Annotated in this window: 18 protein-coding genes; 8 read left to right on the plus strand and 10 right to left on the minus strand. The window is 75.0% G+C overall.

Annotated features, from left to right (window positions below; genetic code table 11):
* The first annotated feature begins 425 nt into the window (after positions 1-425).
* Both CUD01_RS03550 and CUD01_RS03555 read left to right on the plus strand, forming a co-directional pair.
* Positions 426-2,936: a circularly permuted type 2 ATP-grasp protein gene (locus CUD01_RS03550; RefSeq protein ID WP_244937640.1), complete on the plus strand. Its 2,511-nt coding sequence runs from the start codon at positions 426-428 to the stop codon at positions 2,934-2,936.
* On the plus strand, positions 2,933-3,853 hold the full coding sequence (locus tag CUD01_RS03555) for a transglutaminase family protein (protein WP_094181347.1): 921 nt from the start codon (positions 2,933-2,935) through the stop codon (positions 3,851-3,853). Before CUD01_RS03550 ends, CUD01_RS03555 begins: the two co-directional genes overlap by 4 nt.
* Here CUD01_RS03555 and CUD01_RS03560 read toward each other — a convergent pair whose 3' ends face one another.
* The 3 genes from CUD01_RS03560 to CUD01_RS03570 form a co-directional block, all read right to left on the minus strand.
* Positions 3,854-4,732 carry a hypothetical protein gene (locus tag CUD01_RS03560; RefSeq protein WP_141318781.1) on the minus strand — a complete coding sequence of 293 codons (879 nt, stop codon included), beginning with the start codon at positions 4,730-4,732 and terminating at the stop codon, positions 3,854-3,856. It abuts the gene before it with no gap.
* Between the two features lie 210 nt (positions 4,733-4,942).
* Positions 4,943-5,473, minus strand: a complete 531-nt coding sequence (locus tag CUD01_RS03565; RefSeq protein ID WP_094181349.1) for a DinB family protein — start codon at positions 5,471-5,473, stop codon at positions 4,943-4,945.
* Positions 5,474-5,579: 106 nt separating this feature from the next.
* Positions 5,580-6,341 (minus strand): deoxyribonuclease IV, encoded by a 762-nt coding sequence (locus tag CUD01_RS03570; protein ID WP_141318784.1) that lies wholly within the window; start codon positions 6,339-6,341, stop codon positions 5,580-5,582.
* Between the two features lie 169 nt (positions 6,342-6,510).
* Here CUD01_RS03570 and CUD01_RS03575 point away from each other — a divergent pair, with 169 nt between their 5' ends.
* Both CUD01_RS03575 and CUD01_RS03580 read left to right on the plus strand, forming a co-directional pair.
* Positions 6,511-7,200 (plus strand): TetR/AcrR family transcriptional regulator, encoded by a 690-nt coding sequence (locus CUD01_RS03575; RefSeq protein WP_232514491.1) that lies wholly within the window; start codon positions 6,511-6,513, stop codon positions 7,198-7,200.
* A gap of 5 nt (positions 7,201-7,205) precedes the next feature.
* Complete coding sequence (locus tag CUD01_RS03580; protein ID WP_141318786.1) at positions 7,206-8,366, plus strand: RsmD family RNA methyltransferase; 1,161 nt, start codon at positions 7,206-7,208, stop codon at positions 8,364-8,366.
* 4 nt (positions 8,367-8,370) lie between these two features.
* Here the strand turns inward: CUD01_RS03580 and CUD01_RS03585 are convergent, their stop codons facing one another.
* Complete coding sequence (locus CUD01_RS03585; RefSeq protein WP_141318788.1) at positions 8,371-9,417, minus strand: 1-acyl-sn-glycerol-3-phosphate acyltransferase; 1,047 nt, start codon at positions 9,415-9,417, stop codon at positions 8,371-8,373.
* The gene (locus tag CUD01_RS03590; RefSeq protein WP_094181352.1) at positions 9,414-10,232 is read right to left on the minus strand and encodes a patatin-like phospholipase family protein; all 819 of its coding nucleotides are present in this window, start codon (positions 10,230-10,232) and stop codon (positions 9,414-9,416) included. Before CUD01_RS03590 ends, CUD01_RS03585 begins: the two co-directional genes overlap by 4 nt.
* A 156-nt stretch (positions 10,233-10,388) precedes the next feature.
* On the opposite strand from CUD01_RS03590, the gene CUD01_RS03595 reads away from it, so the two are divergent.
* On the plus strand, positions 10,389-12,389 hold the full coding sequence (locus CUD01_RS03595) for an NHL domain-containing thioredoxin family protein (RefSeq protein WP_141318790.1): 2,001 nt from the start codon (positions 10,389-10,391) through the stop codon (positions 12,387-12,389).
* Between the two features lie 21 nt (positions 12,390-12,410).
* Here CUD01_RS03595 and CUD01_RS03600 read toward each other — a convergent pair whose 3' ends face one another.
* The 4 genes from CUD01_RS03600 to CUD01_RS03615 form a co-directional block, all read right to left on the minus strand.
* Positions 12,411-13,820 (minus strand): GGDEF domain-containing protein, encoded by a 1,410-nt coding sequence (locus CUD01_RS03600; protein ID WP_244937642.1) that lies wholly within the window; start codon positions 13,818-13,820, stop codon positions 12,411-12,413.
* A 110-nt stretch (positions 13,821-13,930) separates the two neighbouring features.
* Positions 13,931-14,611, minus strand: coding sequence for a biliverdin-producing heme oxygenase (locus CUD01_RS03605; RefSeq protein WP_141318792.1), 681 nt, complete (start codon positions 14,609-14,611; stop codon positions 13,931-13,933).
* Between the two features lie 186 nt (positions 14,612-14,797).
* On the minus strand, positions 14,798-15,019 hold the full coding sequence (locus CUD01_RS03610; protein WP_094181354.1) for a DUF6458 family protein: 222 nt from the start codon (positions 15,017-15,019) through the stop codon (positions 14,798-14,800).
* 102 nt (positions 15,020-15,121) lie between these two features.
* On the minus strand, positions 15,122-17,212 hold the full coding sequence (locus CUD01_RS03615; RefSeq protein WP_141318794.1) for a S9 family peptidase: 2,091 nt from the start codon (positions 17,210-17,212) through the stop codon (positions 15,122-15,124).
* Between the two features lie 383 nt (positions 17,213-17,595).
* Here CUD01_RS03615 and CUD01_RS03620 point away from each other — a divergent pair, with 383 nt between their 5' ends.
* A complete protein-coding gene (locus tag CUD01_RS03620; RefSeq protein ID WP_141318796.1) occupies positions 17,596-18,522 on the plus strand; it encodes a type IV toxin-antitoxin system AbiEi family antitoxin domain-containing protein in 927 nt (308 codons plus the stop codon).
* Positions 18,523-19,234: 712 nt separating this feature from the next.
* Here the strand turns inward: CUD01_RS03620 and CUD01_RS03625 are convergent.
* Positions 19,235-21,304, minus strand: a complete 2,070-nt coding sequence (locus CUD01_RS03625) for a bifunctional copper resistance protein CopD/cytochrome c oxidase assembly protein (protein WP_141318798.1) — start codon at positions 21,302-21,304, stop codon at positions 19,235-19,237.
* A 389-nt stretch (positions 21,305-21,693) separates the two neighbouring features.
* Between CUD01_RS03625 and CUD01_RS03630 the strand changes: the two genes are divergently transcribed.
* Both CUD01_RS03630 and CUD01_RS03635 read left to right on the plus strand, forming a co-directional pair.
* Positions 21,694-22,239, plus strand: coding sequence for a QcrA and Rieske domain-containing protein (locus CUD01_RS03630; protein WP_141318800.1), 546 nt, complete (start codon positions 21,694-21,696; stop codon positions 22,237-22,239).
* Between the two features lie 16 nt (positions 22,240-22,255).
* A complete protein-coding gene (locus tag CUD01_RS03635; protein WP_141318802.1) occupies positions 22,256-22,654 on the plus strand; it encodes a hypothetical protein in 399 nt (132 codons plus the stop codon).
* Positions 22,655-22,693: the final 39 nt, after the last annotated feature.

Genomic DNA, 22,693 nt, shown 5'->3' on the forward strand with positions numbered 1-22,693 from the left:
CCGGTCGGTGCGGGTCGGTCGGTGCGGGCCGGTCGGCCGGTGGGGCCGGCGCAACCCGCCCCGCCCTCGCGAGACCGTCGTTACTCCGGGTAGGCCCGTTCATAGCCGGAGCAACCACGGGCTCGGCAGACCCCACCCCCGCGAGACCGTCGTTGCTCCGGGTCAGGTCGCTCATACCCGGAGCAACCGCGGGGTCGGCGGGTGGGGGTCGGCGGGTGGGGGTTGGCCGGGGGGTGGGTGGGGTGCTGCGGTGGCGTCGGGGCTGTGGCGGGGCCGGATGTGATGAGGGGCCGGCCCGTCCCCCGACGGCCGGCCCCACGGGGCAACCCTGCGTAATCCAGACTGAAACAGTCAAGCAATCAGCCCGCGGCGTTCACGATGCGAGACGACGGCCGGTCTGCCTGGGCGTACGTCAGACTCGACGGGTGATCGACGCGCTCTCCTCCGCCGGTCCCCCCGGCGCGCCGGCGTGGCACTGGCTGCCCGAGCAGGCCGACGCGCCCTCGACGGCGGACCTGGAGCGGGCGCGCACCGAGGCCGAGGCGCTGCTCGCAGACCACGGCGTCACGTACGGCGCGGCCGACGAGCACGAGCCGTGGCGTCTCGACCCGGCACCCGTCGTGCTCGACGAGGACGACTGGGCCGGCCTCGAGGCCGGCATCACGCAGCGCGCCGAGCTGCTCGACGCCGTGCTGCAGGACCTGTACGGCGCACGGCGCCTGCTGACGGACACGGTCCTGCCGCCCACGGCCGTCGTCGCGCACCCCGGGTTCCTGCGCGCGGTCGACGGCCTGCGCCTGCCGGGCGGTCGCGAGCTCGTGCTCGCCTCGACGGACCTCGCACGCGACGACGACGGCACGTGGCTGTCGCTGGCCGACCGCACGCAGGCGCCCTCCGGCGCGGGGTACACGATGGAGGGACGGCGCGTCGTCGCGCAGGTGCTCGCCGGCGTCTACCGCGCGACCCCGATCGCCCGGCTCGGACCGTTCTTCCGCGCGCTGCGTCAGACGCTCCACGACGTCGCGCCGCCGTCCGCGAGCGCGCCACGCATCGCGCTGCTCACGCCCGGACCGGGCTCGCAGACGGCGTTCGACCAGGCCTACCTCGCCTCGATGCTCGGCCTGCCGCTGGTCGAGGCGTCCGACCTGGTGGTTCGCGACGGGCGGCTGTGGGTGCGCGCGCTGGGCGGCACGGAGCCCGTGGACGTGCTGCTGCGCCGCGTCGACGCCGCGTGGTGCGACCCGCTCGACCTGCGCTCCGGCTCGCGGCTCGGCGTCCCCGGCCTGGTCCGCGCGGTGCGCGGCGGTGCGTTGTCGGTGGTGAACCCGCTGGGCTCGGGCGTGCTGGAGAACCCCGCGGTGCTGGCGGCGCTGCCGCGGCTCGCGCGCACGGTGCTCGACCAGGACCTGCTGCTGCCGTCCGCGCCCACGTGGTGGTGCGGCGAGGCGTCGTCGTTGTCGCACGTGCTCGCGCACCTCGACGAGCTCGTCGTGCTGCCGCTGTCCCGCGAGCAGGACGCGGTGCTCGGCTGGACGCTCGACGCCGCGGCGCGTGAGCAGCTCGCGGCGCGGATCGCCGCGGAGCCGTGGCAGTGGGCGGGGCAGGCGCGCGTGGGCGGCGGCGCGGTCGTCGAGCCCGTGGCGTCCGACGAGGTCGCGCGGCCGGACGGTCCGGGCGTCGGGGTGCTGCGCACGTTCGCGGTCGCGCACCGCGGCTCGTACACGGTCATGGCGGGCGGGCTCGCGCGGGTGGCCCACGGACCGGTGGTGTCCTCACGCACGGGCGCGGTCGCGAAGGACGTGTGGGTGCTCTCCGGCTCGGTGGGCGATGCGGCACCGGACGCGGCCGAGGGCGTCACCGAGGTCGACGCCGCGCGGCGCACGCGACTGGGCGTGTCCTCCCGCACCGCCGAGAACCTGTTCTGGCTGGGCCGCTACGCCGAGCGCGCCGAGGACCAGGCGCGCGACCTGCGGGTCGTCGTCGACCGGTGGGACGACTTCCACGGCCGGCCGCGCTCGGCGGGCGGCCGCGCGCTCGCCGTGCTCGTCGCCGCGCTGCGCGACCCGGACGCGCCCGCCGACGGCCCCGCACCGACCCTGCGGGAGCTCACGCTCGAGCGCGGCCTCGACGGCTCGATCGCCGCGTCGGTGCGCGGCCTGGGCCAGGCGGCTGCCGCGGTGCGCGACCAGCTCTCCACGGACACGTTCGGCCCGCTCGCGCGCATCGAGCGCGCGCTGCGCGCGGAACGCGCGCGCCAGCGGGTGCCCGAGGGTGGGCTCGACCTGGGTGTCGACGACGCGCGCGCCGCCACCGCGGGCCTGCGCCCGGTGCTCGACCGGACGCTCGAGGGGCTGCTCGCGGTCGCGGGCACGGTCGCCGAGGGCCTCGTGCGCGACGTCGGCTGGCACCTGCTCGACGCGGGCCGTCGGCTCGAGCGCGCGCAGCACGTGGTCGCATCGCTGCGCCGCACGCTCGTCGGGCCCCTCACCCGCACCGTGGAGGCGCACCTGGTCGACTCGGTGGTGCTCGCGCACGACTCCTCGATCACGTTCCGCCGCCGCTACGGGGACCACACGGGCGTCCCCGCGGTGCTCGACCTGCTGCTGCTCGACGAGAGCAACCCGCGCTCGTTGGCGTTCCAGCTCGACCGCCTCGAGCGCGACCTCGCGGGCATCCCGATGCGCGCGCGGCCGACCGACGAGCGCGACCGGCTCCTCGCGCAGGTGCGGGACCTGGTCGCCGAGCTCGACCCGGCGGCCGCTGCCACGACCGACGACGACGGGCGCCGCACGCGTCTCGCCGAGCTCCTCGACTCGATGCACTGGCGCCTGCTCGCGCTCGCCGACGAGATCGAGGCGGTGCACTTCGCGCGGCCCGTCGCGGCGCGCGCCCTCGACGACCCGTGGGACGCGGGCGACGAGGAGGAGGTGCCGTGAGCCGCACGTACGACCTCGTGCACCGCACGACCTACACCTACCCGCAGGAGGTCACGGACTCCTACGGCCGGACCGTCATGACGCCCCGGGACCTGCCCGGTCAGACCGTCCTGACCAGCCACGTCGAGGTGGACCCCGCCCCCGCGGACACGGCGGTCCAGCACGACTACTTCGGCAACCGCACCACGTTCTACGCGGTCACGCAGCCGCACACGACGCTCGTCGTGACCGCCCGTTCGACCATCGAGATCACGCGCGGCCGCCCCGACGCCGGCGCGCTCCCGCAGGTCGCGTGGGACGACGCGGCCGAGGCCGTGGCGACCGGCTCGGCCGCCGCCGCGTTCTCCTCCGACGTGCTCGTGCAGGTCCGTGAGATGGTGCTCCCGTCGACGCACGTCACGTTCGTCGACGAGGTGCGGGCGTGGGCCGAGCCGTCGTTCGTGCCCGGTCGGCCGCTCGCGCACGTCCTCGTCGACCTGTGCCACCGGATCCGCCACGAGCTCACGTACCGCACCGGGTCGACGACCGTGCACACGACGCAGCGGCAGCTCCTCGCGCAGGGTGCGGGCGTGTGCCAGGACTTCGCGCACCTGATGATCGCGGCGCTGCGGCTGCACGGGGTGCCCGCGCGGTACGTCAGCGGGTACATCGAGACGCTCCCGCCGCCGGGGCGCGAGAAGCTGCGCGGCGCGGACGCGTCGCACGCGTGGGTCTCGGTGTGGGTCCCGGGGGCCGGGTGGGTCGACGCGGACCCGACGAACGACCAGCTCGTCGACGACCGCTACGTGGTGCTGGGCTGGGGCCGCGACTATCACGACGTCCCGCCGCTGCGGGGCGTGATCTTCACCGAGGGTCGCGGCTCGAAGCTGTCCGTGCAGGTCGACCTGGTGCCGGCGGGGTCGCCCGCGTTCGAGTGATCAGCGCGGGGGGACCGCGCGGCGGGTGACCTCGTCGGACCGCACGACGAAGCCCCCCTCGTCGACGACCGTCCCGCCCGCGGCACGCCACAGCGCCGCCGTGACGCGCGCGATCGTCGGTGCGACGCGCCGGCGTGCGATCGCGGACAGCGACGAGTCGGGGTCCTCGCCGTCCGCGGGCTGCCAGCGCACGTGGTACGCCCACGGCCCGTACTCGCGCCAGTCGAGGGTCGCGAGCACCGCGGGCACGTCGTCGGACCGCGCCGAGCGCAGCGTCACCGTGCCGTCGTAGTCGAAGACGGCCGTGACCGCGCACTCCTGCGGTCCGCCGCCCACCTGCGTCGGGACCTCCGTGGGCGAGACGCGCGCCCCGACCATCGCCGGACGCACGAGCGGCAGGACGTCGCGCGGCGCGAGCGGGACCGGCGACCACAGGGTCAGCCCGGGGGCGCCCTGCGGGTCGGGGACGACGACGTCGGTGCGCGACGCGGGCACGAGCAGACCGCCGGCGTGCCGCGCGGCGGCCGTGCACCACGCGCTCAGCTGGGGCGAGGCGGGCCCCTCGACGCCGTAGAGGTCGAGCGCCTCGCCGGCGCGCAGACCGGTCGCACGCACCTCGTCGGACGTGAGGGGACGCGGCCCGACGAGCACCGCGCCGCCCACGGCGAGCCGGCCGGGCACCGCGCTCGGGGCGTCCTGCACGACGATCCCGCGGAACCGCGCACCCGTCATCGGCCGGGCGACGGGGGCGGCGGTCGCGGGCTCGCGCTCCCATGCGGCGTCCGCGAACCACGCGCGCGCGAGCGCGAGGAGGTCGGTGCCCTGGGGCAGGGCGAGAACGTGCTGGTCGGAGAGCTCGACGGGCAGCGTGACGTTCATGGGAGCGGACGCTAGGGCACGGATGCTGCGCTTGTGTTTCGTCCGTGTCACTTGGTGCGAGTGACACGTTTCGCCCGGTCGTCCACCGGCCGTCCACCCTCCGGAGCGTCTCGTCCACCGGTCGGCGCGCGCTCGTCCACAGCCCGTACGCGCGGATACCCACGGGTGTGGGTAAGCCTGTGGATAACGCGCGCCCGGCGACGACGCGCGTCAGGCGCGGACGTCGTGCAGGTGGTGCACCACGTCGTGCAGGAAGTACTGCCCGAGCGTCCCGACCGTGAAGAACGAGCCGTTCGACCGGCGGCCCGTCCGCTCCCAGGCGTCGTGCGGCACCTCGTCGAACGCCGCCGCCGTCGCCTCGCCCGCCTCGACCAGCTCGTCGGCCACGACCGACGGGTCCTGCAGGTCGTACCGGTCCGCGAGGGCCGTGGCGTCCTGGTCCCAGTTCTCGAACAGCGGGTCGTCGTGCTCGAGCATGAGCGCGAGGCGCTCACCGAAGATGCGGAACACGTCCCGCACGTGCGCGCCGTACTCGAGCACCGACCACACCGCAGGCGCCGGGCGCTCCCGCGCGTCCGTGCGGCTGAGCGCGGAGACGTAGCGCGGCAGCAGGTCCCGCACGGTCGGCCCGATGTGCCGCGGGTCGACGTCCGCGGCGGTGAACCCGCACTCGCCGCACCGCTCGTACAGCACCCAGGTCCAGTCCTTCTCGTCGGGCACGATCGTGTCGGGTTCGCTCATGCCCCCGCACGCTAGCAATGCGACCTCTCGACGACGAGAGGGTCGACCGCCGTTCTCGCACCCTTCTCTGCCACGGTGCCGGTCCGCCCCCGGTCGGTCGCGCGGGTCAGCCGGCGAGGGCGGCCTTGAGGAACGCGATGTCCTCGGCCTGGCCCTCGGCCGGGGTCTCGACGACGGCGTCGCAGCCCGCCTCGCGCACCACGTGCGCGATGAGCTCCGGCGGGATGGTGCCGTGCGCGAAGCTCGCGTGCCGGTCCCGGTTGGACCCCGCCTCGTCGCGCGAGCTGTTCGCGTGCACCAGGTCGATCCGGCCGGTGATCGCGGTGACCTGCTCGACCACGGTCTCCAGGTCCAGGCCAGAGGCCCACGCGTGGCACGTGTCGAGGCAGAAGCCCACGTCGTACTGCCCGATCGCGTCCCACAGCCGCGCGATGGCGTCGAGCGTGCGCGCGCACGCGTTCTCGCCGCCCGCGGTGTTCTCGACGAGCACGCGCACCGGGAACGTGGCGCGCTCGAACGTCTTGCGCCAGTTCTCGACGCCCACGGCGAGGTCGTCCCCCGCGCCGACGTGCCCGCCGTGCACGATCAGCCCGCGCGCGCCCAGCGTCGCGGCCGCAGCGCTGTGCTGCGCGATCATGGTGCGGCTCGGGATGCGGATGCGGTTGTTGGTCGACGCGACGTTGACCAGGTACGGCGCGTGCACGTACACCCCGAGACCGCTCGCGACGATCGCGTCGGCGTCCTCGCGCGGGACGGGCTTCTTCCAGCCCTGCGGGTCCGCGAGGAACACCTGCACCGCCTGCGCGCCGGTCTCGGTGGCGGCCGCCACCGGGTCGTCACCGCGCGTGTGCGCACCGATCAGCACCACGTCGTCACCCTCGTCCTCGTCTCGTCGTGCCGGCCCGTGCCGCGCCACGTCGCTCGACCCCCGACGCTAGACGCGACCCCCGACACGCATCCACCCCAGGACGCCGTGGCTACGCGCTCGCGCACAGGGCGCGTGAAGCGGATCTGACATGTTGTGTCATGCTGTCAGCATGCCCAAGATCATCGGCGGGTCCCTGCACGAGCACCGCGAGCAGACCCGGCAGAAGCTGTTCGCAGCGCTGTCGACCCTGATGGCCGAGCGTGGCTTCGACGCCATCACCCTCGCCGAGATCGCCCAGGCCGCCGGCGTCGGCCGCACCGCCGTCTACAACCACTTCCCCGACAAGGAGGCACTGCTCGTCGGGTTCATCACGAACGAGACCGAGGAGTACGCCGCGACGCTGCAGCGCGCGCTCGACGACCTGGACGACCCGGTCGAGCGGCTGCGCACCTACGTCAGCCAGCAGATCCAGCTCAAGCGCATCTACCACCTGGCGCCCGGACCCGAGCTGCGCAGCGTCCTGTCCCGCCAGACGCAGGCGCGCGTGCGCGAGCACGTCGTCGTCGTCGAGCGGATCCTGCGCGAGATCCTCTCCGACGGCATCGCGTCCGGCGTCTTCCCGGACCAGGACCTCGACACCACGGTCCCGCTGGTCAACGCGTGCCTGTCCGGCCGGGGCGTGCCCGACGACGGGCCCGAGCGCGAGCGCGCGATCGTGCAGACCGAGTCGTTCGTGCTGCGGGCGGTCGGCGTGCAGGTCCTGCCGGGCACCCCCGTGGCCGACGAGGCCGCGACCGCCTCCGACGACGACGTCACCACCTCGTCCGACGAGCGCGTGCCCGCCGCGCTCACGGCCTGACCCGCGTGCCGCAGCAGGGCCGCCGCCCGCACGCCTCCGCAGGCCGCGCGGGCTCGTCGGGCCGCCGCCGTCCCGCGCCCGCGCGCGTCGCGAGCCCTCCGTCGCCGCGCCGCACGCGCGTCGAGCTGACGTTCCTCGGCGGGCTGGGCGACGTCTTGGCCGACGAGGTGCGCGAGGTCCTCGCCGTCGACCCGCGCCCCGTGCCGGGGCGGGACGACGCCCTCGTCGTCGACCTCCCCGGGGACCGGCTCGCCCAGGTGCGCCGCCTGCGCACCGCCGTCGCGGCGTTCGTCGTCCTGCACCACGACGTGCCGCGCCCCAAGTCCCTGCTGTCGGGCGAGCACCTGCAGAGGATCGTCGACGCGGCGTACGCGTCGCTGCGCGTCGCGGGGTCGTCGACGTTCCGGTTCGAGGCCGCGGGCGCGGACTCGGCGGTGTTCGCGCGGCTCGGTGACGAGCTCGCGCGCGCGACGGGCCTCAAGCACGACGCGACCGACGGCGAGCTCGTCGTCAAGGTCCGGCGCGGTGCGCGGCGCGACGAGCGGACCGACCCGGGCTGGGACGTGCTCGTGCGCGTCGGCCCGCGCCCGCTGTCCGCCCGGTCCTGGCGCGTGGCGGACTTCCCGGGCGCCGCGAACGCGACCATCGCCGCCGCGATGGTGCGGCTCGCGGGCGTGCGGGACGAGGACCGCGTGCTCAACCTCATGTGCGGCTCGGGGACGCTCCTCGTCGAGCGCCTGCTCGCGGGGGGAGCCGCGGGGGCCGTCGGCATCGACCTCGACGAGCACGCGCTGGCCGCCTCGCGTGAGAACCTCGAGGCCGCGGGGCTGACCCGCCAGGTCACGCTCGTGCGGGCCGACGCGCTCGACCCGTCGGTGTGGCCCACCGGCCCCGCGACCGAGCCCGCCGACCTGGTGCTCGCCGACCCGCCGTGGGGCACGCTGCACGGCTCGCACGCCGACGCACGGGCGGTGCACGCGGGCCTGCTGCGCGCCGCGCACGCCGCCTCCGCACCCGGCGCGCGGCTCGTCGTGCTCACGCACGAGGTCAAGGTCATGGAGGCCGCCGTGCGCGAGGCGGCGGCCCTGTGGCGCGCGCACCCCCCGGTGCGCGTCTACGCCAAGGGCCACCACCCCCGCATCTGGCTCCTCGACCGCGCGGGCTGACGCCTCAGGACTGGCGGTCGGCGATCCACTCGTCGATGCGGCGCCAGTGGTCGAACAGCCAGGCCTCCTGGTCGGTGGTCGTGCGCGGGATTTCGTCCGGCTGCACCGACCAGCCCTTCATGACGATCTCCTTGTCCATCGGCAGCTCGCGCCAGATGTCCGCGACGGTGACGAGCCGGTCGAGGCCGGTGTGCGCGACGAACACGACGCCCGCCTGCGGGGCCGCGTCGAGCGCCGACAGCAGGCCGCCGGCGTGCGGGGCCATGACGTGCGCCATCTGCTCGGCCTGCGCGGCGAGCTCGGTGCGGCCCGCGCGGCGCAGCGCCTCGATGCGGCCGAGCCTTCGACGGGGGGTCACGTTGCCGCCCTCGGGGAAGATCAGCAGCGCGTCGTCGTGGTCCAGCCCGCGCGCGAGGTCCCCGACGAGGTCGGACATGCCCGGTCCGGCCGCGGGGCGCGCGCTGCGGGGCGTGACGAACTGCGTGGGCAGGCGGTTGAGCAGCACGTCGATCGCGGGGTCCCACTGCAAGGTGTCCTTCAGGACGATGCGGGGCTCGCGGTCGAACCGGGTGAGCAGGGCGTGCACGAGGATGAACGAGTCCCCCGGCCCGGCGTGGCGGCTCGCGACGACGACCGGCCGCCCCTCGAGCAGGTGCCCGAGGTCCGCGTCCTCGACGACGATGCGCAGCCGCAACGTCCAGCGCACCTGCCAGAACAGCACGTCGAGCATCCGCGCGGCGAACACGTAGTGCGCGCGCTGGAACGCGGGCGCCCGCAGCTGCCACCCGAACCCGCTGCCCACCCAGAGGGCGAACGCGACGACAAGCGCCACCGCGTCCCAGTACAGGTAGAACACCGCCATCCACACGGCCCGCACGATGCGCAGCCGGCCGGGCAGGAGCCACGTCATCACCGCTCCGACGAACGCCGCGAGCAGGACGCCCACGGGCAGGACGACGAGCGCGAGCAGCACGACGAGCGGGGCGAGCACCACGCGGCGCACCCAGCGGGGCGGGAGCCGCCAGATCGGCGCACCGCCCTGGTCGCTCATCGCCCGTCCAGGTAGGCGCCGCTCGCCGCGTAGGCCGCGTCCATCCGCGCACGGACCGTGTCCATCCGCTTGTACGACGAGAGCTTGTCGTCGCCCTTCGTCGGACCGCCGCTCGGCAGCACGTGCACCGTGACGCCCTCCGGGGCCTCGTCGACCTCGCGGGAGAACCGGTGCCGCCGCGCGATCTCGAAGCTGACGCGCGCGACGTCCGACGGTCGGTCCGGGTTGGTCAGGGGCTCCTCGATCCGCCCGACCTGCAGCACGTACACCGCGGTCGCACCCCGCCGCCACGCCTCCGACAGGGGGATCGAGTTCACGAGCCCGCCGTCGACGTAATGCTCGCCGTCGATCTCGGTGGCCGGCAGGATCCCCGGCACCGACGCGGACGCCATCACGGCGGGCAGCACCGGGCCCGAGTCGAACCACTTCTCGGCCGCCCGCTCGATGCACGCCGCCGCGACCGCGAGCGGCACCGTGAGGTCCTCGAACCGCGTGTCCGCGCCGATCATGCCCGCGACCAGCTCACGCAGCGGGCTCGGGTCGTTCAGGTGCGTGCGGGAGCGCGCGAGGCGCGCGAGCTGCTTGGGCCACGAGTCCCCGTAGACCGCCGCGGCCGCGGGTGACGCCCACGCCTCCGCGAGCCGCTCGACCACCGCCGGCGTCGGGTCCGCCGCCACCGCGGAGCCGTTGATCGCGCCGATCGACGTCCCGACGACGACCTGGGGCACGATCCCGCGCTCGAACAGCGCCCGCAGCATCCCGACCTGCACCGCGCCGCGCACGCCACCGCCGCCGAGCACGAACCCCACGCTCATGCAGCCGATCGTGGCAGACCACCCCCGCCCCCGCGATCCCTCCCCACGGGTGGTCCGCGACCCCGCGCTTCCTCCGGGTATGCGACTGCTGAGCCGGAGCAACCGCGGGGTCGGGGCGGGGACGGACGACGAGACCGTGGTCGCTCCGGGATCGACATGTCAGAGCCGGAGGAACGACGGGGTCGGCGGGGTCGGCGGGGGGGCAGCCGTGGGAGCGGTGAGAATGGGGGGGTGACTGAGGTGAAGGCGGGGCGGCTGCCCCGGGTGCGTGCGTCGGAGCTCGTCGGCCGCGGGTGGCTCAACACCGGTGGGCGGGACGTGACGCTCGCGGACCTGCGCGGCAAGGTGGTCGTCCTCGACTTCTGGACGTTCTGCTGCATCAACTGCCTGCACGTTCTCGACGAGATGCGCGAGCTCGAGGCCGAGTTCTCCGACGTGCTCGTCGTGATCGGCGTGCACTCGCCGAAGTTCGTGCACGAGGCGGACCCGGTCGCGCTCGCGGCGGCGGTCGAGCGGTACGAGGTGCACCACCCCGTCCTGGACGACCCGCAGCTGCACACCTGGCAGGCGTACGCCGCGCGGGCCTGGCCGACGCTCGTCGTGATCGACCCGGAGGGGTACGTCGTCGCGCAGATGGCGGGCGAGGGGCACCGGCACAACCTCGAGGTGCTGGTCCGCGAGCTCGTCGCGGAGCACAACGCGAAGGGCACGCTGCACCGCGGGTCCGGACCGTACGTCCCGCCCCAGGCCACGCCGGGGACGCTGCGGTTCCCCGCGAAGGCGGTCGCGCTGCCGAACGGGCACCTGCTCGTGGCCGACGCGGGCCACCACTCGCTGGCCGAGCTCGAGGCCGACGGCGAGACGCTCGTGCGGCGCATCGGCGCGGGCGAGCGCGGGCTCGTCGACGGCGGCCCCGACGAGGCGCGGTTCAGCGAGCCGAACGGCCTGTGCCTCGTGCCCGACGAGCTGCGGCCGTGGCTCGGGTACGACGTGCTGGTCGCGGACACCGTCAACCATGCGCTGCGCGGCGTGCGGCTCGACGACGGCACGGTGACGACCGTCGCGGGGACCGGTGAGCAGCTGATGGTCGGTGCGTCGGACAACGTGTCGGCGGAGCTCGGCGGCGGCACCGGGGCGGGCTTCGCCGGGCCCGCGCGAGCCGTGCGGCTCTCGTCGCCGTGGGACGTCGCGTGGTCGCAGGAGTGGGGCGCGTTCGTCGTCGCGATGGCCGGCAACCACACGCTGTGGGCGTTCGACGACAAGGAGGGCTCGATCGCGCACGTCGGCGGCACCATGAACGAGGGCCTGCTCGACGGCCCGCTGCCGGAGGCGTGGTTCGCGCAGCCGTCGGGCCTCGCCGTAGGCCCGGACCGGCGGATCTGGCTCGCGGACTCCGAGACCTCCGCGCTGCGCGTCGTCACGCCCACGCACGCGACGATCGGCGACGGCACCGTGCGCACGGTCGTCGGCGAAGGCCTGTTCGACTTCGGCCACCGCGACGGGCGGGCCGACGAGGCACGGCTCCAGCACCCGCTCGGCGTCGCCGTGCTGCCCGACGGGTCGGTGGCCGTGGCCGACACGTACAACGGCGCGGTCCGCCGCTACGTCCCGTCGCGCACCGACGACGAGCCGGGCGAGGTCACGACGATCGCCACGGGCCTGGCCGAGCCGAGCGGCCTCGTCGTGCTGGGCGAGGGTGCCGACGCGGTGCTGCTCGTCGTCGAGTCCGCGGCCCACCGGGTCACGCGGGTCCCGCTGACCGGCGTGGTCGACGCGACCGTCGACGGCGGCTCGCACCGCACGCAGCGGCCCGTCACGGACCTCGCGCCGCGGGTGCGCCTCGACGTGGTCTTCACGCCCGCGACGGGGCAGAAGTACGACGACCGGTTCGGCCCCTCGACGCGCCTGCAGGTCTCGTCGACCCCACCGACGCTGCTGCTCGAAGGTGCGGGCGACGACGTGCCGTTCGAGCGCACCCTGGTGCTCGACCCGGCGGTCGGTGAGGGGGTCCTGCACGTCACGGCCCACGCCGCGTCGTGCGACGACGACCCCGCGGTGGAGTACCCGGCGTGCCACCTCAACGCGCAGGACTGGGGCGTCCCGGTCCGTGTCACGGCCGACGGCGACGCGGCCCTGACGCTCCCGCTGCACGGCTGACGCACGGGACCGGCCCGTCCGTCAGGAGGCGCCCTCGATGGCGACCGCCGTCAGGGCGTGCAGCGCGGTCGTGACCACCGGACCCTGCGCGGCGTTGGGGGACGAGCCGATCTCGACGAGCCACGACCCGTGCACCACCTGCGTGACGAGCTGCTCGCTCTCCCCGTCGGCGGGGCTCCCACCCCGCGCGATCGCGGACGCGGCCCCGTCCCGCTGCATGAGCACGGCCCACGCCGACCCGCCGAGCGTCTCGGTGGTCGCCGCGGCCATCGCGCACAGGCGCGGCACCACACCGGACTGCGCCGCGGTGATCGCGGCGGCACCCGCGACGACGACCCGCTCGGCCGTGACCGACGGGTCCGCGATCGGCACCGCCGACGCACGTGCCCGGGCCCGCGCGCGCTTCACGCGGTACTGCGCGATGTCCGCCCGCCGGAACAGGTTGCGCGCCGAGATCTCCCCCGTGATCGCGGTCGACGCGAGGCCGTAGGAGATCGCGGCGCCGTGCGGCAGCGGGAAGTCCGACGTGGTGCTGGACATGACCTCCGCGACCTCGGCCCGGTGGTGGCCCACCGTGACCAGGCAGAACTCGTCGCCGCCGAGGCGGGCGGCCGTCGAGCCCGGCAGACGGTCCGCGGCGCGGCGCAGCACGTCCGCGACCGAGCGCAGCAGGTCGTCACCCGTGTCGTGTCCCAGCTCGTCGTTCACGCGCTTGAGGCCGTCCACGTCGCACATGACGATGCAGACCTCCTCGCCCGACTCGAGCGCGGCCTCCGCGGCCGTGTCGGCGACGCGGCGGTTCGACAGCCCGGTCAGCGGGTCGTCGGCGACGAGGTGGCGGATCTGCTCCTCGAGGTCGACACGCGCGATCGCACCCGCCGCCAGCGCCGCGACGACCTCGGCACGGGCGAGGTCGTCGATCGTGAACAGCCCGTTCTCCGGCCCGCGCATCGCGAACAGCTCGCCCCACACGGCACCGTTCACGACGATCGGCGCGGCCAGCGAGCTCGCGGCGCCGACCTGCTGCAGCATCTCGATCTCGACCGGGTCACCCGCGTCCGGGTCGCCCGGCTGCGTGGGTGCCCCGGTGACGTCCTGCGCGTGCGCGATCCACGACTCCCGCTCCCGGATGAGCCGGCGCAGCGCGGGACGGTCCTCCGCGCGGTACGAGCCGCGCAGCCGCCAGACCTGGCGCGGGTCCGTGGCCGGCTCGGTGTGCAGGACGTGCAGCGTCTCCTGCTCGATGCGGCACGTGGCCGCCAGCCGGGCCTGGAGCACCTCGGCCGCGACGGCCGCCGCGGTCTGCACGACCTCGTCGAGCGAGCGCGCGTGCTCGAGCCTGCGGGCGGCCATGGCGAAGCCGCGGACACCGCTGAGAGCCGCCGCGGCTCGTCGGTCCGCGCGCGCTCCGGCCGTCACCCGTGGCGTCACGGGGACATCATCGCGTGCCGGGACGCCTCGCGGACACCTCGCGGCACCCGAATCACTCGTTCCGCACAAATCGCCCGCGTCGGACCGCCCGACGAGGCCGCGGCAGAGGGTCAGGCGGCGACGAACCTCTCGCCGAGACCCGCGAAGACCGCCTGGTTCAGCCGGAAGGCCACCCGCGCCTCCGCGACGGTCGCGGCGCGCCGCTCGTCGTCGAGGGGCAGCGCGTCGAGGCGCTCGCGGTACACGTCCTTGAACGGCTTGAGCCGGTGGATCGCGGGGAAGTCGTAGAACGAGACGCCCTGGTCCGGCACGCCGTAGTGGCGTTGCACCATGCGCTTGACCACCTGGCCGCCCGAGAGGTCGCCGAGGTAGCGCGTGTAGGCGTGCGCCGCGTACAGCGTGAGGTCCGACGAGCACGCGGTGAGCCGCTGAGCGTAGGCCTGGGTCGCGGGCAGCAGCTCGACCCGCGCCGCCCAGTCCGGGCCGATCAGGTGCGCGAGGTCCGACTCGATCGCGGGCAGTCGCGTCAGCTCGTCGAACACGAGGCCGTGGTCGCCGCCCGCCGCGCGCAGCGTGGCGCCCGCGTTCTCGAGCGCCGCGTAGATCGCGAACTGCTGGACCGCGAGCGCGGTGTACGCGTCCTGCCCGAGCCGGCCGCCCATGAGCGCCTCGATGAACGCCATGCCCTCGGCCTTGCCGTGCACCTCGCGGGTGCCCTCACGGAGCGCGTGGGACAGCGGCTGGTAGAGCGGGAGGTCGGTGCTGCCGGCGGGTACGGAGGTCGTCGTCACGGGCGTCTCTCTCGGTCGTGGTCGCACGGTGATGACGTGCTGTCAGGAACAGTACGGCACGAAGTAAGGATTGCCTATGCTCACTCGACGACCGTCCAGATGCCGGGACGTGAGCCGCGCCCCGGGACGACGAAGGCGCCGCGCAGCCCGTCGGCCACGCGGCGCCCGTCGTCGGACCAGCACTGGTCACACCGTCGGCGGCGGCACCTCCCGGTGCTCCACCACGGCCGTGTGCGACGTCCTGGTGCGCTGCGAGTTCAGCACCAGCGCGAGGATGAGCATGAGCGCGCCCGCACCCATGCAGATGTACCCGATCACCGTCAGGTTGACGCCGTCGATCGCGTCCCTCACCCCGAAGGCCAGGATCGCGCCGATCACGAGCAGCCCGATGCCGCCACCGATACCCATGCGTGACTCCCTTCGTCGACGGCCGTCAGGCCGCGCCCAGATCTCGGAGTCTCGCCCGCGCCGGCACGAACCGCTCGCCGAACGTCCCTTTCGTCCCGGTTCTCAGCCCAGGACGTCCGGGTACGCCACCGCGTCGTCACCCGTCCGAGCGAGCACGTGCTCGGCCAGGAAGGCCTCGACCGTCGCGTACCAGACCACCGCGTGCTGCGGCTGCAGCACCCAGTGGTTCTCGTCCGGGAAGTACAGGAACCGGTGCGGCGAGCGCCCCTCGTCGTCGGCCGGCAGACCCGACTTCGCGAGCAGCTCGTACCACAGCCGCAGCCCCTCGCCGATGGGCACCCGGTAGTCCCGGTCCCCGTGGATGACGAGCATCGGCGTGCGGATGCGCTCGACGAACCGGTGCGGCGACGCCTCCGACGCCATCTGCTCCGTCATCTCCCGCTGCCAGTAGAACGCCGCGTCCGTCGTCGGGCCGAACTGGTCCAGCGCCCACAGGCTCGCGTGCGTCACGATCGCCCGGAACCGGTCCGTGTGCCCCGCGACCCAGTTCGCCATGTACCCGCCGAACGAGCCGCCCATCGCCGCCGTGCGCGTCTCGTCGACCGCCTCGTGCTGCTCCGCGACGTCCGTGACCGCCATGAGGTCGGTGAACGGCGCCTCGCCCCACGCACCCCATCCCGCCTGCACGAAGTCCTGCCCGTACCCCGTCGACAGCGCCGGGTCCGGCAGCAGCACCGCGTACCCCCGGGCGACCAGCAGCCACGGGTTCCAGCGCCACGACCACGCGTTCCACGAGCCGAGCGGCCCGCCGTGGATCCACAGCAGCAGCGGCGCCGGGCTCGCGGCGTCCGCACCCTCGGGCAGCGCGAGCCACGCCCGCACCCGACGCCCGTCCGCGACCGTGGCCGTGACCTCCTCGAGACGCCCCGGCAGCTCGGGCGTCGGCGCCGGCGACCGCAGCGCCACGGCCTGCGTCGGGACGCTCGTCAGGTCGATCCGCACCGGGTGCGCGGGCGCGAGGTACGACGAGCGCAGCGCGTACGCCGTGCGCCCGTCGGGAGCCACCCGCACGTCCGTGAACGCCGCGTCGTCGCTGGTCACGCGCGTGACCGTGTCCGGCGCACCGGCGTCGCCCAGGTCCACCCGGAACACCGGCGCGCGGCCCTCGTCGTCCGCGACGACCAGCAGCCCCGACGAGTCCGGGAGCCACACCGGGCTCCCCGGCCACCGGTCCCAGTCCGCCGCGACCACCCGCGACTCGCCACCCGCGAGCGGCACCAGCCGCAGCCCGACGCGCGGCGCCAGGTGCGGCGTCGAGATCGTCTCGTACCCGAACACGACCCACCGGCCGTCGGGCGACACCACCGGCGAGAACGCGTCGAACGCGTCGTCCTCGACGAGCGTGCGGCGCTCACCGGACGCCACGTCGACCACGACGAGCACGCTGCGTTGGTCACCGCGCGCCCGCGGCCGGTTCCAGCCCGTGACGAGCGTCGTGCCGTCCGGGGAGATCGCCGCGTGCTGCTCGACCAGCGCCGCACCCGCCTGCGGGGTGCGGTCGGCGAGCGTCAGGCGGGGCTCGTCCTGACCCGCCAGCGGCGCGTCGTCGGCGCCCGTGACCAGCGCGGAGACGTCCGCGGTGAACAGGTGCGGGAAGCCGGGGCCCAGGTCGTGGTCCCAGAACCGCACGGGGTACCCGTCGTGCAGGATCGCGCCGACCTTCTTCTCCTTGCGGTCCTTGCGCAGCCTCTCGTCCTGCTCCTCGTCGGCGGCGCGCGTCAGCACGTCACCCGTGAGCAGCACGACGTCAGCCGCATCCGCCGTCGTCGGGCCGCCGAGCCCGCCCTTGCGCGCCGCGACCACCCGCGCCTCCGCACCGTCCCGCGGCAGCAGCCACAGCGCCGGCGGGTTCTCGTCGTCCCCGTCCTTCGCCGCCGGGTCCGGGCGGGCGCTCGTGAACAGCAGGTCACCGGCGGCCGTGAACGCCGCCCCGCCCTCCGACTTCGCCGACCGGGTCAGCCTGCGCGCGGGCCTCTCGCCCGCCGGGTCGACCTCCCACAGCGCGGTCACGTACGCGGTCTTCTTCGCGTCGAGCGTCGAGACGCCGACGACGAGCCGCTCCCCGTCGGGTGACAGCGCGAGCCCACCGACCCGCGGGATCCCGACGTACTCCTCCAGCTCAGCGATCCTCATCCCCCCGTCCTACCACCCCACCCCCACACCACCCCCCACCCCATCCCGCCCCCGACGCCTCGGCCGACCCCACCGCGCCGGATCCGGGAACTACCCCGGTCTCGACGGCCCGCTCCCCGCGACCCCGCGCTTACTCCGCCCCAGCCCCGCCACACCCGGAACAACCCCGGGCTCGGCCGGACCGTCCTCCGCGACCCCGCGGTTGCGCAGGGTCTGGGCGGCGCGAGCCGGAGGGATGGCGGGATCGGCCGCACGATCGGCCGGTGTCGCGGCCGTGACGCCTTCGTCGCCACCCGACCCCAGCCCCCTCAACGGTGCAGGTCCGTCCACAGGTCGCGCGCAGCGCCGACCGTCCCGGCCGCGCGACGCGGTGTCCTGTGACCGTGCGGACCATCACACTCCCCGACGACGCCCGGGCGCTCGCGCTCCGGCAGGAGGGGCTGCTCAGCAGCCGCCAGTGCGACGACCTCGGGCTGCGCCGGGACACCCGGAGCCGCCTCGTCGCGGACGGGCGGTGGGCCCGGGTGACACGCGGCGTCTACGACGTGAGCCCGGCGAGCCCGACCACACCCGACGGACGCCGACGACGAGCCGCATGGCTGGCGATGCTCGCCTACGGTCCGGACGCGGTGGCGGTCGGCGCGAGTGCGCTCGCGCTGCACGGCGTGCGGGGTCTGCCCGCGACGATCCGCCCGGAGGCGGCGCTGCCGGAGGGGTCCGCCCGACGCGCACGCGACGGCGCCCGTGCCCGGTGCTTCGACCCGGTCGCCACGGTCCCCGTCGGCGACCGACGGATCGCCGGCCTGGCCGACGCCCTCGTCAGGACGCTCCCGGAGCTCCCGCGCCGGAACGGGCTCGCGGTGGTGGACGACGTCCTGCACCGCCGCCTGCTCGAGCCCGACGAGGTCGCGTCGCTGCTCGGCCGGATGGGGCGCCGCCGCGGTGTGCAGCGGGTGCGGACCTGGTGGCCGTACGTCGACGGACGGGCCGAGTCGCCGTTCGAGAGCTTTGCACGTCTCGAGTGCATCGACGAGGGTCTTGCGCCCGACGAGCTGCAGCTCGAGATCCGCCCACCCGACGACGCGGGAGTGGTGCGCGGCGACCTGGCGTGGCGGCTGCGTGGGGGGCGGTGGCTCGTCGTCGAGCTCGACGGGGAGGAGTTCCACACGTCACCGGACGCCGTGCTCGCCGACCGCACGCGCCAGAACCGCATCGCGTCGGTCGGGTGGGTGGACCTGCTGCGCTTCGCGTGGCCGGACCTCGGCACGCTGCGCATCCCGAACCACGTCCGCCGCGCCCTCACCCGCTGACCATCCGGACGAGCAGACCTCGCTGACCCGGACCGCCCCGACCACCCCGAGGCCTGCGCCCCACGTCCGACCGACGAGACCGTCGTAGCTCCGGGTATGGCGCAGCAGAGCCGGCGCAAGCACGGGGTCGGCAGACCGGTCGACGACGAGACCGTCGTTGCTCCGGCTACCGCGAGCCAGAGCCGGAGCAACCGCAGGGTCGACAGGAGCGGGGTCGACGGGAGCATGGGGGTCGGCAGACGCGCGGGCGACGAGACCGTCGTTGCGCCAGGTATGGCGCAGCACAGCCGGGGCAAGCACGGGGTCGGCAGTCCGGTCGACGCCGAGACCGTCGTTGCTCCGGCTACCGCGGGCCAGAGCCGGAGCAACCGCGGGGTCGGCGGGAGCGCGAAGTCGATGGGAGCGCGAGGTCGACGGGAGAACGGGGTCGACGGGAGGACGGGGTCGACGGGAGAACGGGGTCGACGGGAGAACGGGGTCGACGGGAGGACGGGGTCGACGGGAGGACGGTCGGCAGACGCGCGGGCGACGAGACCGTCGTTGCGCCAGGTATGGGGCAGCAGAGCCGGAGCAACGACGGGGTCGGCAGTCCGGTCGACGACGAGACCGTCGTTGCTCCGGGTATGGCGCGGCAGAGCCGGAGCAACCGCGGGGTCGGGGGTGGGGTGGGTCGGGGCGGGGGTCAGGGGGTGGTGGGTCAGGGGGTGGTGGGTCAGGGGGTGGTGGGGTTGCGGGCCTCGAGGGACTGGAGCATCGCGTTGTACGCGTCGAGCTCGGGGTCCTCGTCGCGCGTGCGGCGGTCGCGCCGGCGTGCGCGGCGGTCGTCGTCCCGGGACCAGGCCAGAGCCACGCCGATGGCGAGCGCGAGCGTGGGGAGCTCACCGATGCCCCAGGTGATCGCACCGCCGGTCTGCTGGTCGGCGATCGCGGACGCGCCCCAGGGGCGGCCGAGCAGGCCGAACCAGTCCGCGACGAGCAGCGACTCGCTCGAGACGAGCGAGACGCCGAAGAAGGCGTGGAACGCCATGGTGGCGAACAGCGTGAGCAGCCGCTGCGGGTAGCCCAGGCGCCGGGGGCCGGGGTCGATCCCGACGAGCGAGTTGACGAACAGGTACCCGGCGAGAGAGAAGTGCACGACCATGAACAGGTGCCCGACGCTGCTGCGCAGCGACCACTCGAACAGCCCGGTGTAGTAGAAGAGCAGCATCGACACGACGAAGTTCACCGCGGCGACGACGGGGTGCGCGAAGAACGAGCCGAGGCGGCTGTGCACCAGCACGAGCAGCCACTCGCGGGGTCCGCGGGACACGTCGCCGGCGAGGGCCGCGGAGCGTACGGGTAGGGCGCGCAGCGCGAGCGTGACGGGTGCGGAGAGCGCGATGAACACGGGCACGACCATCGCGAGCACCATGTGCTGGATCATGTGGGCGCTGAACAGCACGTGCCCGTAGGTCGCGGGTCCGCTGTTCGTCGTCCAGCCGAACAGCAGCAGGCCGACGGTCCACGAGGCGGTGCGCGCCCACGGCCACGCGTCGCCGCGTCGCCGCAGCCGCCGGACCCAGCGCAGGTACACGACGATCCCTGCGACGGTCGCGAACGCGAGCAGCAGGTCCCAGCGCCACTCGGTGAACCACCGCGCGAACGTGGGCTCGGGCGGGAGCGGGTGCCCGGTGACCTGGTAGGCGGGCGTGGGCGCGGCGGGGGGCTCCTCGGGCACGGGCGGCGGGCTCGACGCGAGCGCGACCGCGACACCGGACACGGCGCCCATGACGACGAGCTCGACGAGCACGAGCCGCCAGAACAGGCCCGTCGCACCGAGCCGGGAGGCAGATGCGCCGGCCGACGAGGCCGCGGTGCGGTCGGCGAGCGCGCTCACGGTCCGACGACGGTGCAGCAGCCCCAGCCCGGCGAGCGCGGCGAGCAGGGCGACCTTCACCACGAGCAGCACGCCGTACCGGCTGTCGAGCCCGGCGAGCGACCCGATGCGCAGCCACGCGCTCACGAGCCCGGACACGGCCACGGCGGCCACGCACCACCCGGCGATCACGGAGTACCGGGCGACGGCCGGGGCGAGGTCGCGCCCGACGACACGCACGAGCACGGCCAGCGCGGCGAGCGCCCCGATCCACACGGCGGCGCCGACGAGGTGCACGAACAGCGCGGAGGTCGCGAGGTCGTGCCCCGCGGCGCCGGCGGCGTGCCCGAGCTGCGCGAGCTGCCAGAGCGCGACGACGCCGAGCAGCAGGGTCCAGGCGGCGCCCGTGGGGGTGCGCACGACCATGGCGAGCGCGGTGGTGACGGCGGCCAGCACGACGACGGTGCCGAGCGTGCGGCCCAGCTCGATCTGCGTGGCGAACAGCCACAGCTCGTCGCCGAACTGCGGGTCGGTGAGCGAGGTCCCGGCGACGTTCGCGTAGGACAGGACGAGCTGCGCGGTCGCGGCGAGCGTCCACCCGCCCGCCGCCCACGCGGCGACGAGCAGGCTGTGCGGGTAGGCGGCGGGCGTCGCGCGGGCGGGGCGGCGGGCGCCGGCGGCGCGCTCCTCGCGCCGGGGCAGGACGCAGACCGCGAGGGCGAGCGCGCCGATCGTCGTCGCCGCGAGGACCTCGCCGAGCGTCTCCGCGACGGGCAGCCCCCACCGGACGACGGGTCCGGGGTCGAGCACGAGCGCGGGCAGCGCGGCACCCGAGAACGCGATCCCGACGACGGCCGCGGCGACGGCCACGACGACGAGCACGGTGGTCCGCCACGGCCCGGGCCCGGCGGCACGCCCGACGGACATCACGCGCCCCTGCGACCGACGACCGCACCACCGACGACGGCGCGACCGACGACCGCACCACCGACGACGGCGCGACCGACGACCGTCCGACCGACGACGGCGCGACCGGCCACCGCCCGACCGCTCACGCTCCGACGTCTCACGCACTGCACGCCCTCAGGATCCCCCACCCGCGCCGGGGGACCGCCCGCGGAGCACTCCGGTGTGGCGGGGAACACATCCATGGGCAGCGATTGTTGCTCACCGGCAGGTGACGCACAGCCATCCGCCCTAGCGTCTCCACCAGCGGCTGCCGACCGGCGGTCGTCGTCACTGCGCACCCGGTCACGAGCCCGCGCAGAGCACGGCAGGAAGTCCCGAGCCACGCACGCGAGCGTCCGGAGGCGCAGATGACCCGCACGACGACCCGACCCGCACCCGCAGAACAGGGTGCCGAGCAGGACGCACCGCATCAGGACGCGCCGCACGACGAGCACGCGAACGGCTGTACCGGCTGCCTCGACCGACGCCAGGTCCTGCGCGGCGCGGGCGGCGTGACCCTGGCCGCGGCGGGTGTCGTGGTGCTCGCCGCGTGCGGCGGCACGGCGGACGCCGGCGGCGCGACGACCCCGGGAGCCGGCGGAGGCACGGGGTCGGGCGCGGACGGTGCGCTCGCGCAGGTCGCGGACGTGCCCGTCGGGGGCGCGCTCCTCGTCGAGGCCGGCGGGCAGAAGCTGCTGCTCGTGCAGGAGACGGCGGGCACGGTCACGGCGCTGAGCGCGATCTGCACGCACCAGGGGTGCACGGTGCAGCCTGCGGAGGGTGAGCTGGACTGCCCGTGCCACGGCTCGACGTTCCAGCTGGACGGCACGCCTGTCTCGGGTCCGGCGAAGGATCCGCTGCCGGCGGTCGCGGTGCACGTCAAGGACGGTGCGGTCTTCTCCGGGACGGCGTGAGGTGGCCGGCGGACCGGTGGCCGCGACGCGCCCGGTGGCCTGGCCCTGGCGGCTGCTGACCGCGCTCGCGGTGGCCGCCTCGGGCGCGGTGCACCTGTACCTGGTGGGCTCGCAGGGGTACGGCGGCGGGACGGGCAACTGGCTCGAGACGGCGTTCTGGCTGCAGGGCGTCGGCGGGCTCGTGCTCGCGGTGCTGGTGCTGGTGTGGCGCTCGCCGCTGCCGCTGCTGGGCGCGGTGGCGTACGGGCTGTCGACGCTCGTCGGGTTCCTGCTCGCGGTGTACCTGCCGGACGGCCTGGTCGGGGTGCAGTCGGTGTGGGGGGGCTGGGCCGAGACGGTGTCGGCGGTCACGGAGGTGCTCGCGGTGGTCGCAGGTGCCGCCGCGCTGCTGGCCGAGCGGCGTCGGCCCGTCTGACCCGTCCGCCGCGGGTGCGAGCCCGTCAGTCCGGGCCGT

This window comes from Cellulomonas uda (assembly GCF_006538705.1).
Classification (GTDB): Bacteria; Actinomycetota; Actinomycetes; order Actinomycetales; family Cellulomonadaceae; genus Cellulomonas; species Cellulomonas uda.

What these genes read in the sequence shown, in the direction of transcription:
- CUD01_RS03595 (WP_141318790.1), top strand. Translation starts at nt 10,389, where the DNA reads ATGTCAGAGCCGGAGGAACGACGGGGTCGGCGGGGTCGGCGGGGGGGC.
- CUD01_RS03610 (WP_094181354.1), bottom strand. Translation starts at nt 15,019, where the DNA reads ATGGGTATCGGTGGCGGCATCGGGCTGCTCGTGATCGGCGCGATCCTG.
- CUD01_RS03585 (WP_141318788.1), bottom strand. Translation starts at nt 9,417, where the DNA reads ATGAGCGACCAGGGCGGTGCGCCGATCTGGCGGCTCCCGCCCCGCTGG.
- CUD01_RS03625 (WP_141318798.1), bottom strand. Translation starts at nt 21,304, where the DNA reads ATGTCCGTCGGGCGTGCCGCCGGGCCCGGGCCGTGGCGGACCACCGTG.
- CUD01_RS03590 (WP_094181352.1), bottom strand. Translation starts at nt 10,232, where the DNA reads ATGAGCGTGGGGTTCGTGCTCGGCGGCGGTGGCGTGCGCGGCGCGGTG.
- CUD01_RS03615 (WP_141318794.1), bottom strand. Translation starts at nt 17,212, where the DNA reads ATGAGGATCGCTGAGCTGGAGGAGTACGTCGGGATCCCGCGGGTCGGT.
- CUD01_RS03630 (WP_141318800.1), top strand. Translation starts at nt 21,694, where the DNA reads ATGACCCGCACGACGACCCGACCCGCACCCGCAGAACAGGGTGCCGAG.
- CUD01_RS03565 (WP_094181349.1), bottom strand. Translation starts at nt 5,473, where the DNA reads ATGAGCGAACCCGACACGATCGTGCCCGACGAGAAGGACTGGACCTGG.
- CUD01_RS03560 (WP_141318781.1), bottom strand. Translation starts at nt 4,732, where the DNA reads ATGAACGTCACGCTGCCCGTCGAGCTCTCCGACCAGCACGTTCTCGCC.
- CUD01_RS03575 (WP_232514491.1), top strand. Translation starts at nt 6,511, where the DNA reads ATGCCCAAGATCATCGGCGGGTCCCTGCACGAGCACCGCGAGCAGACC.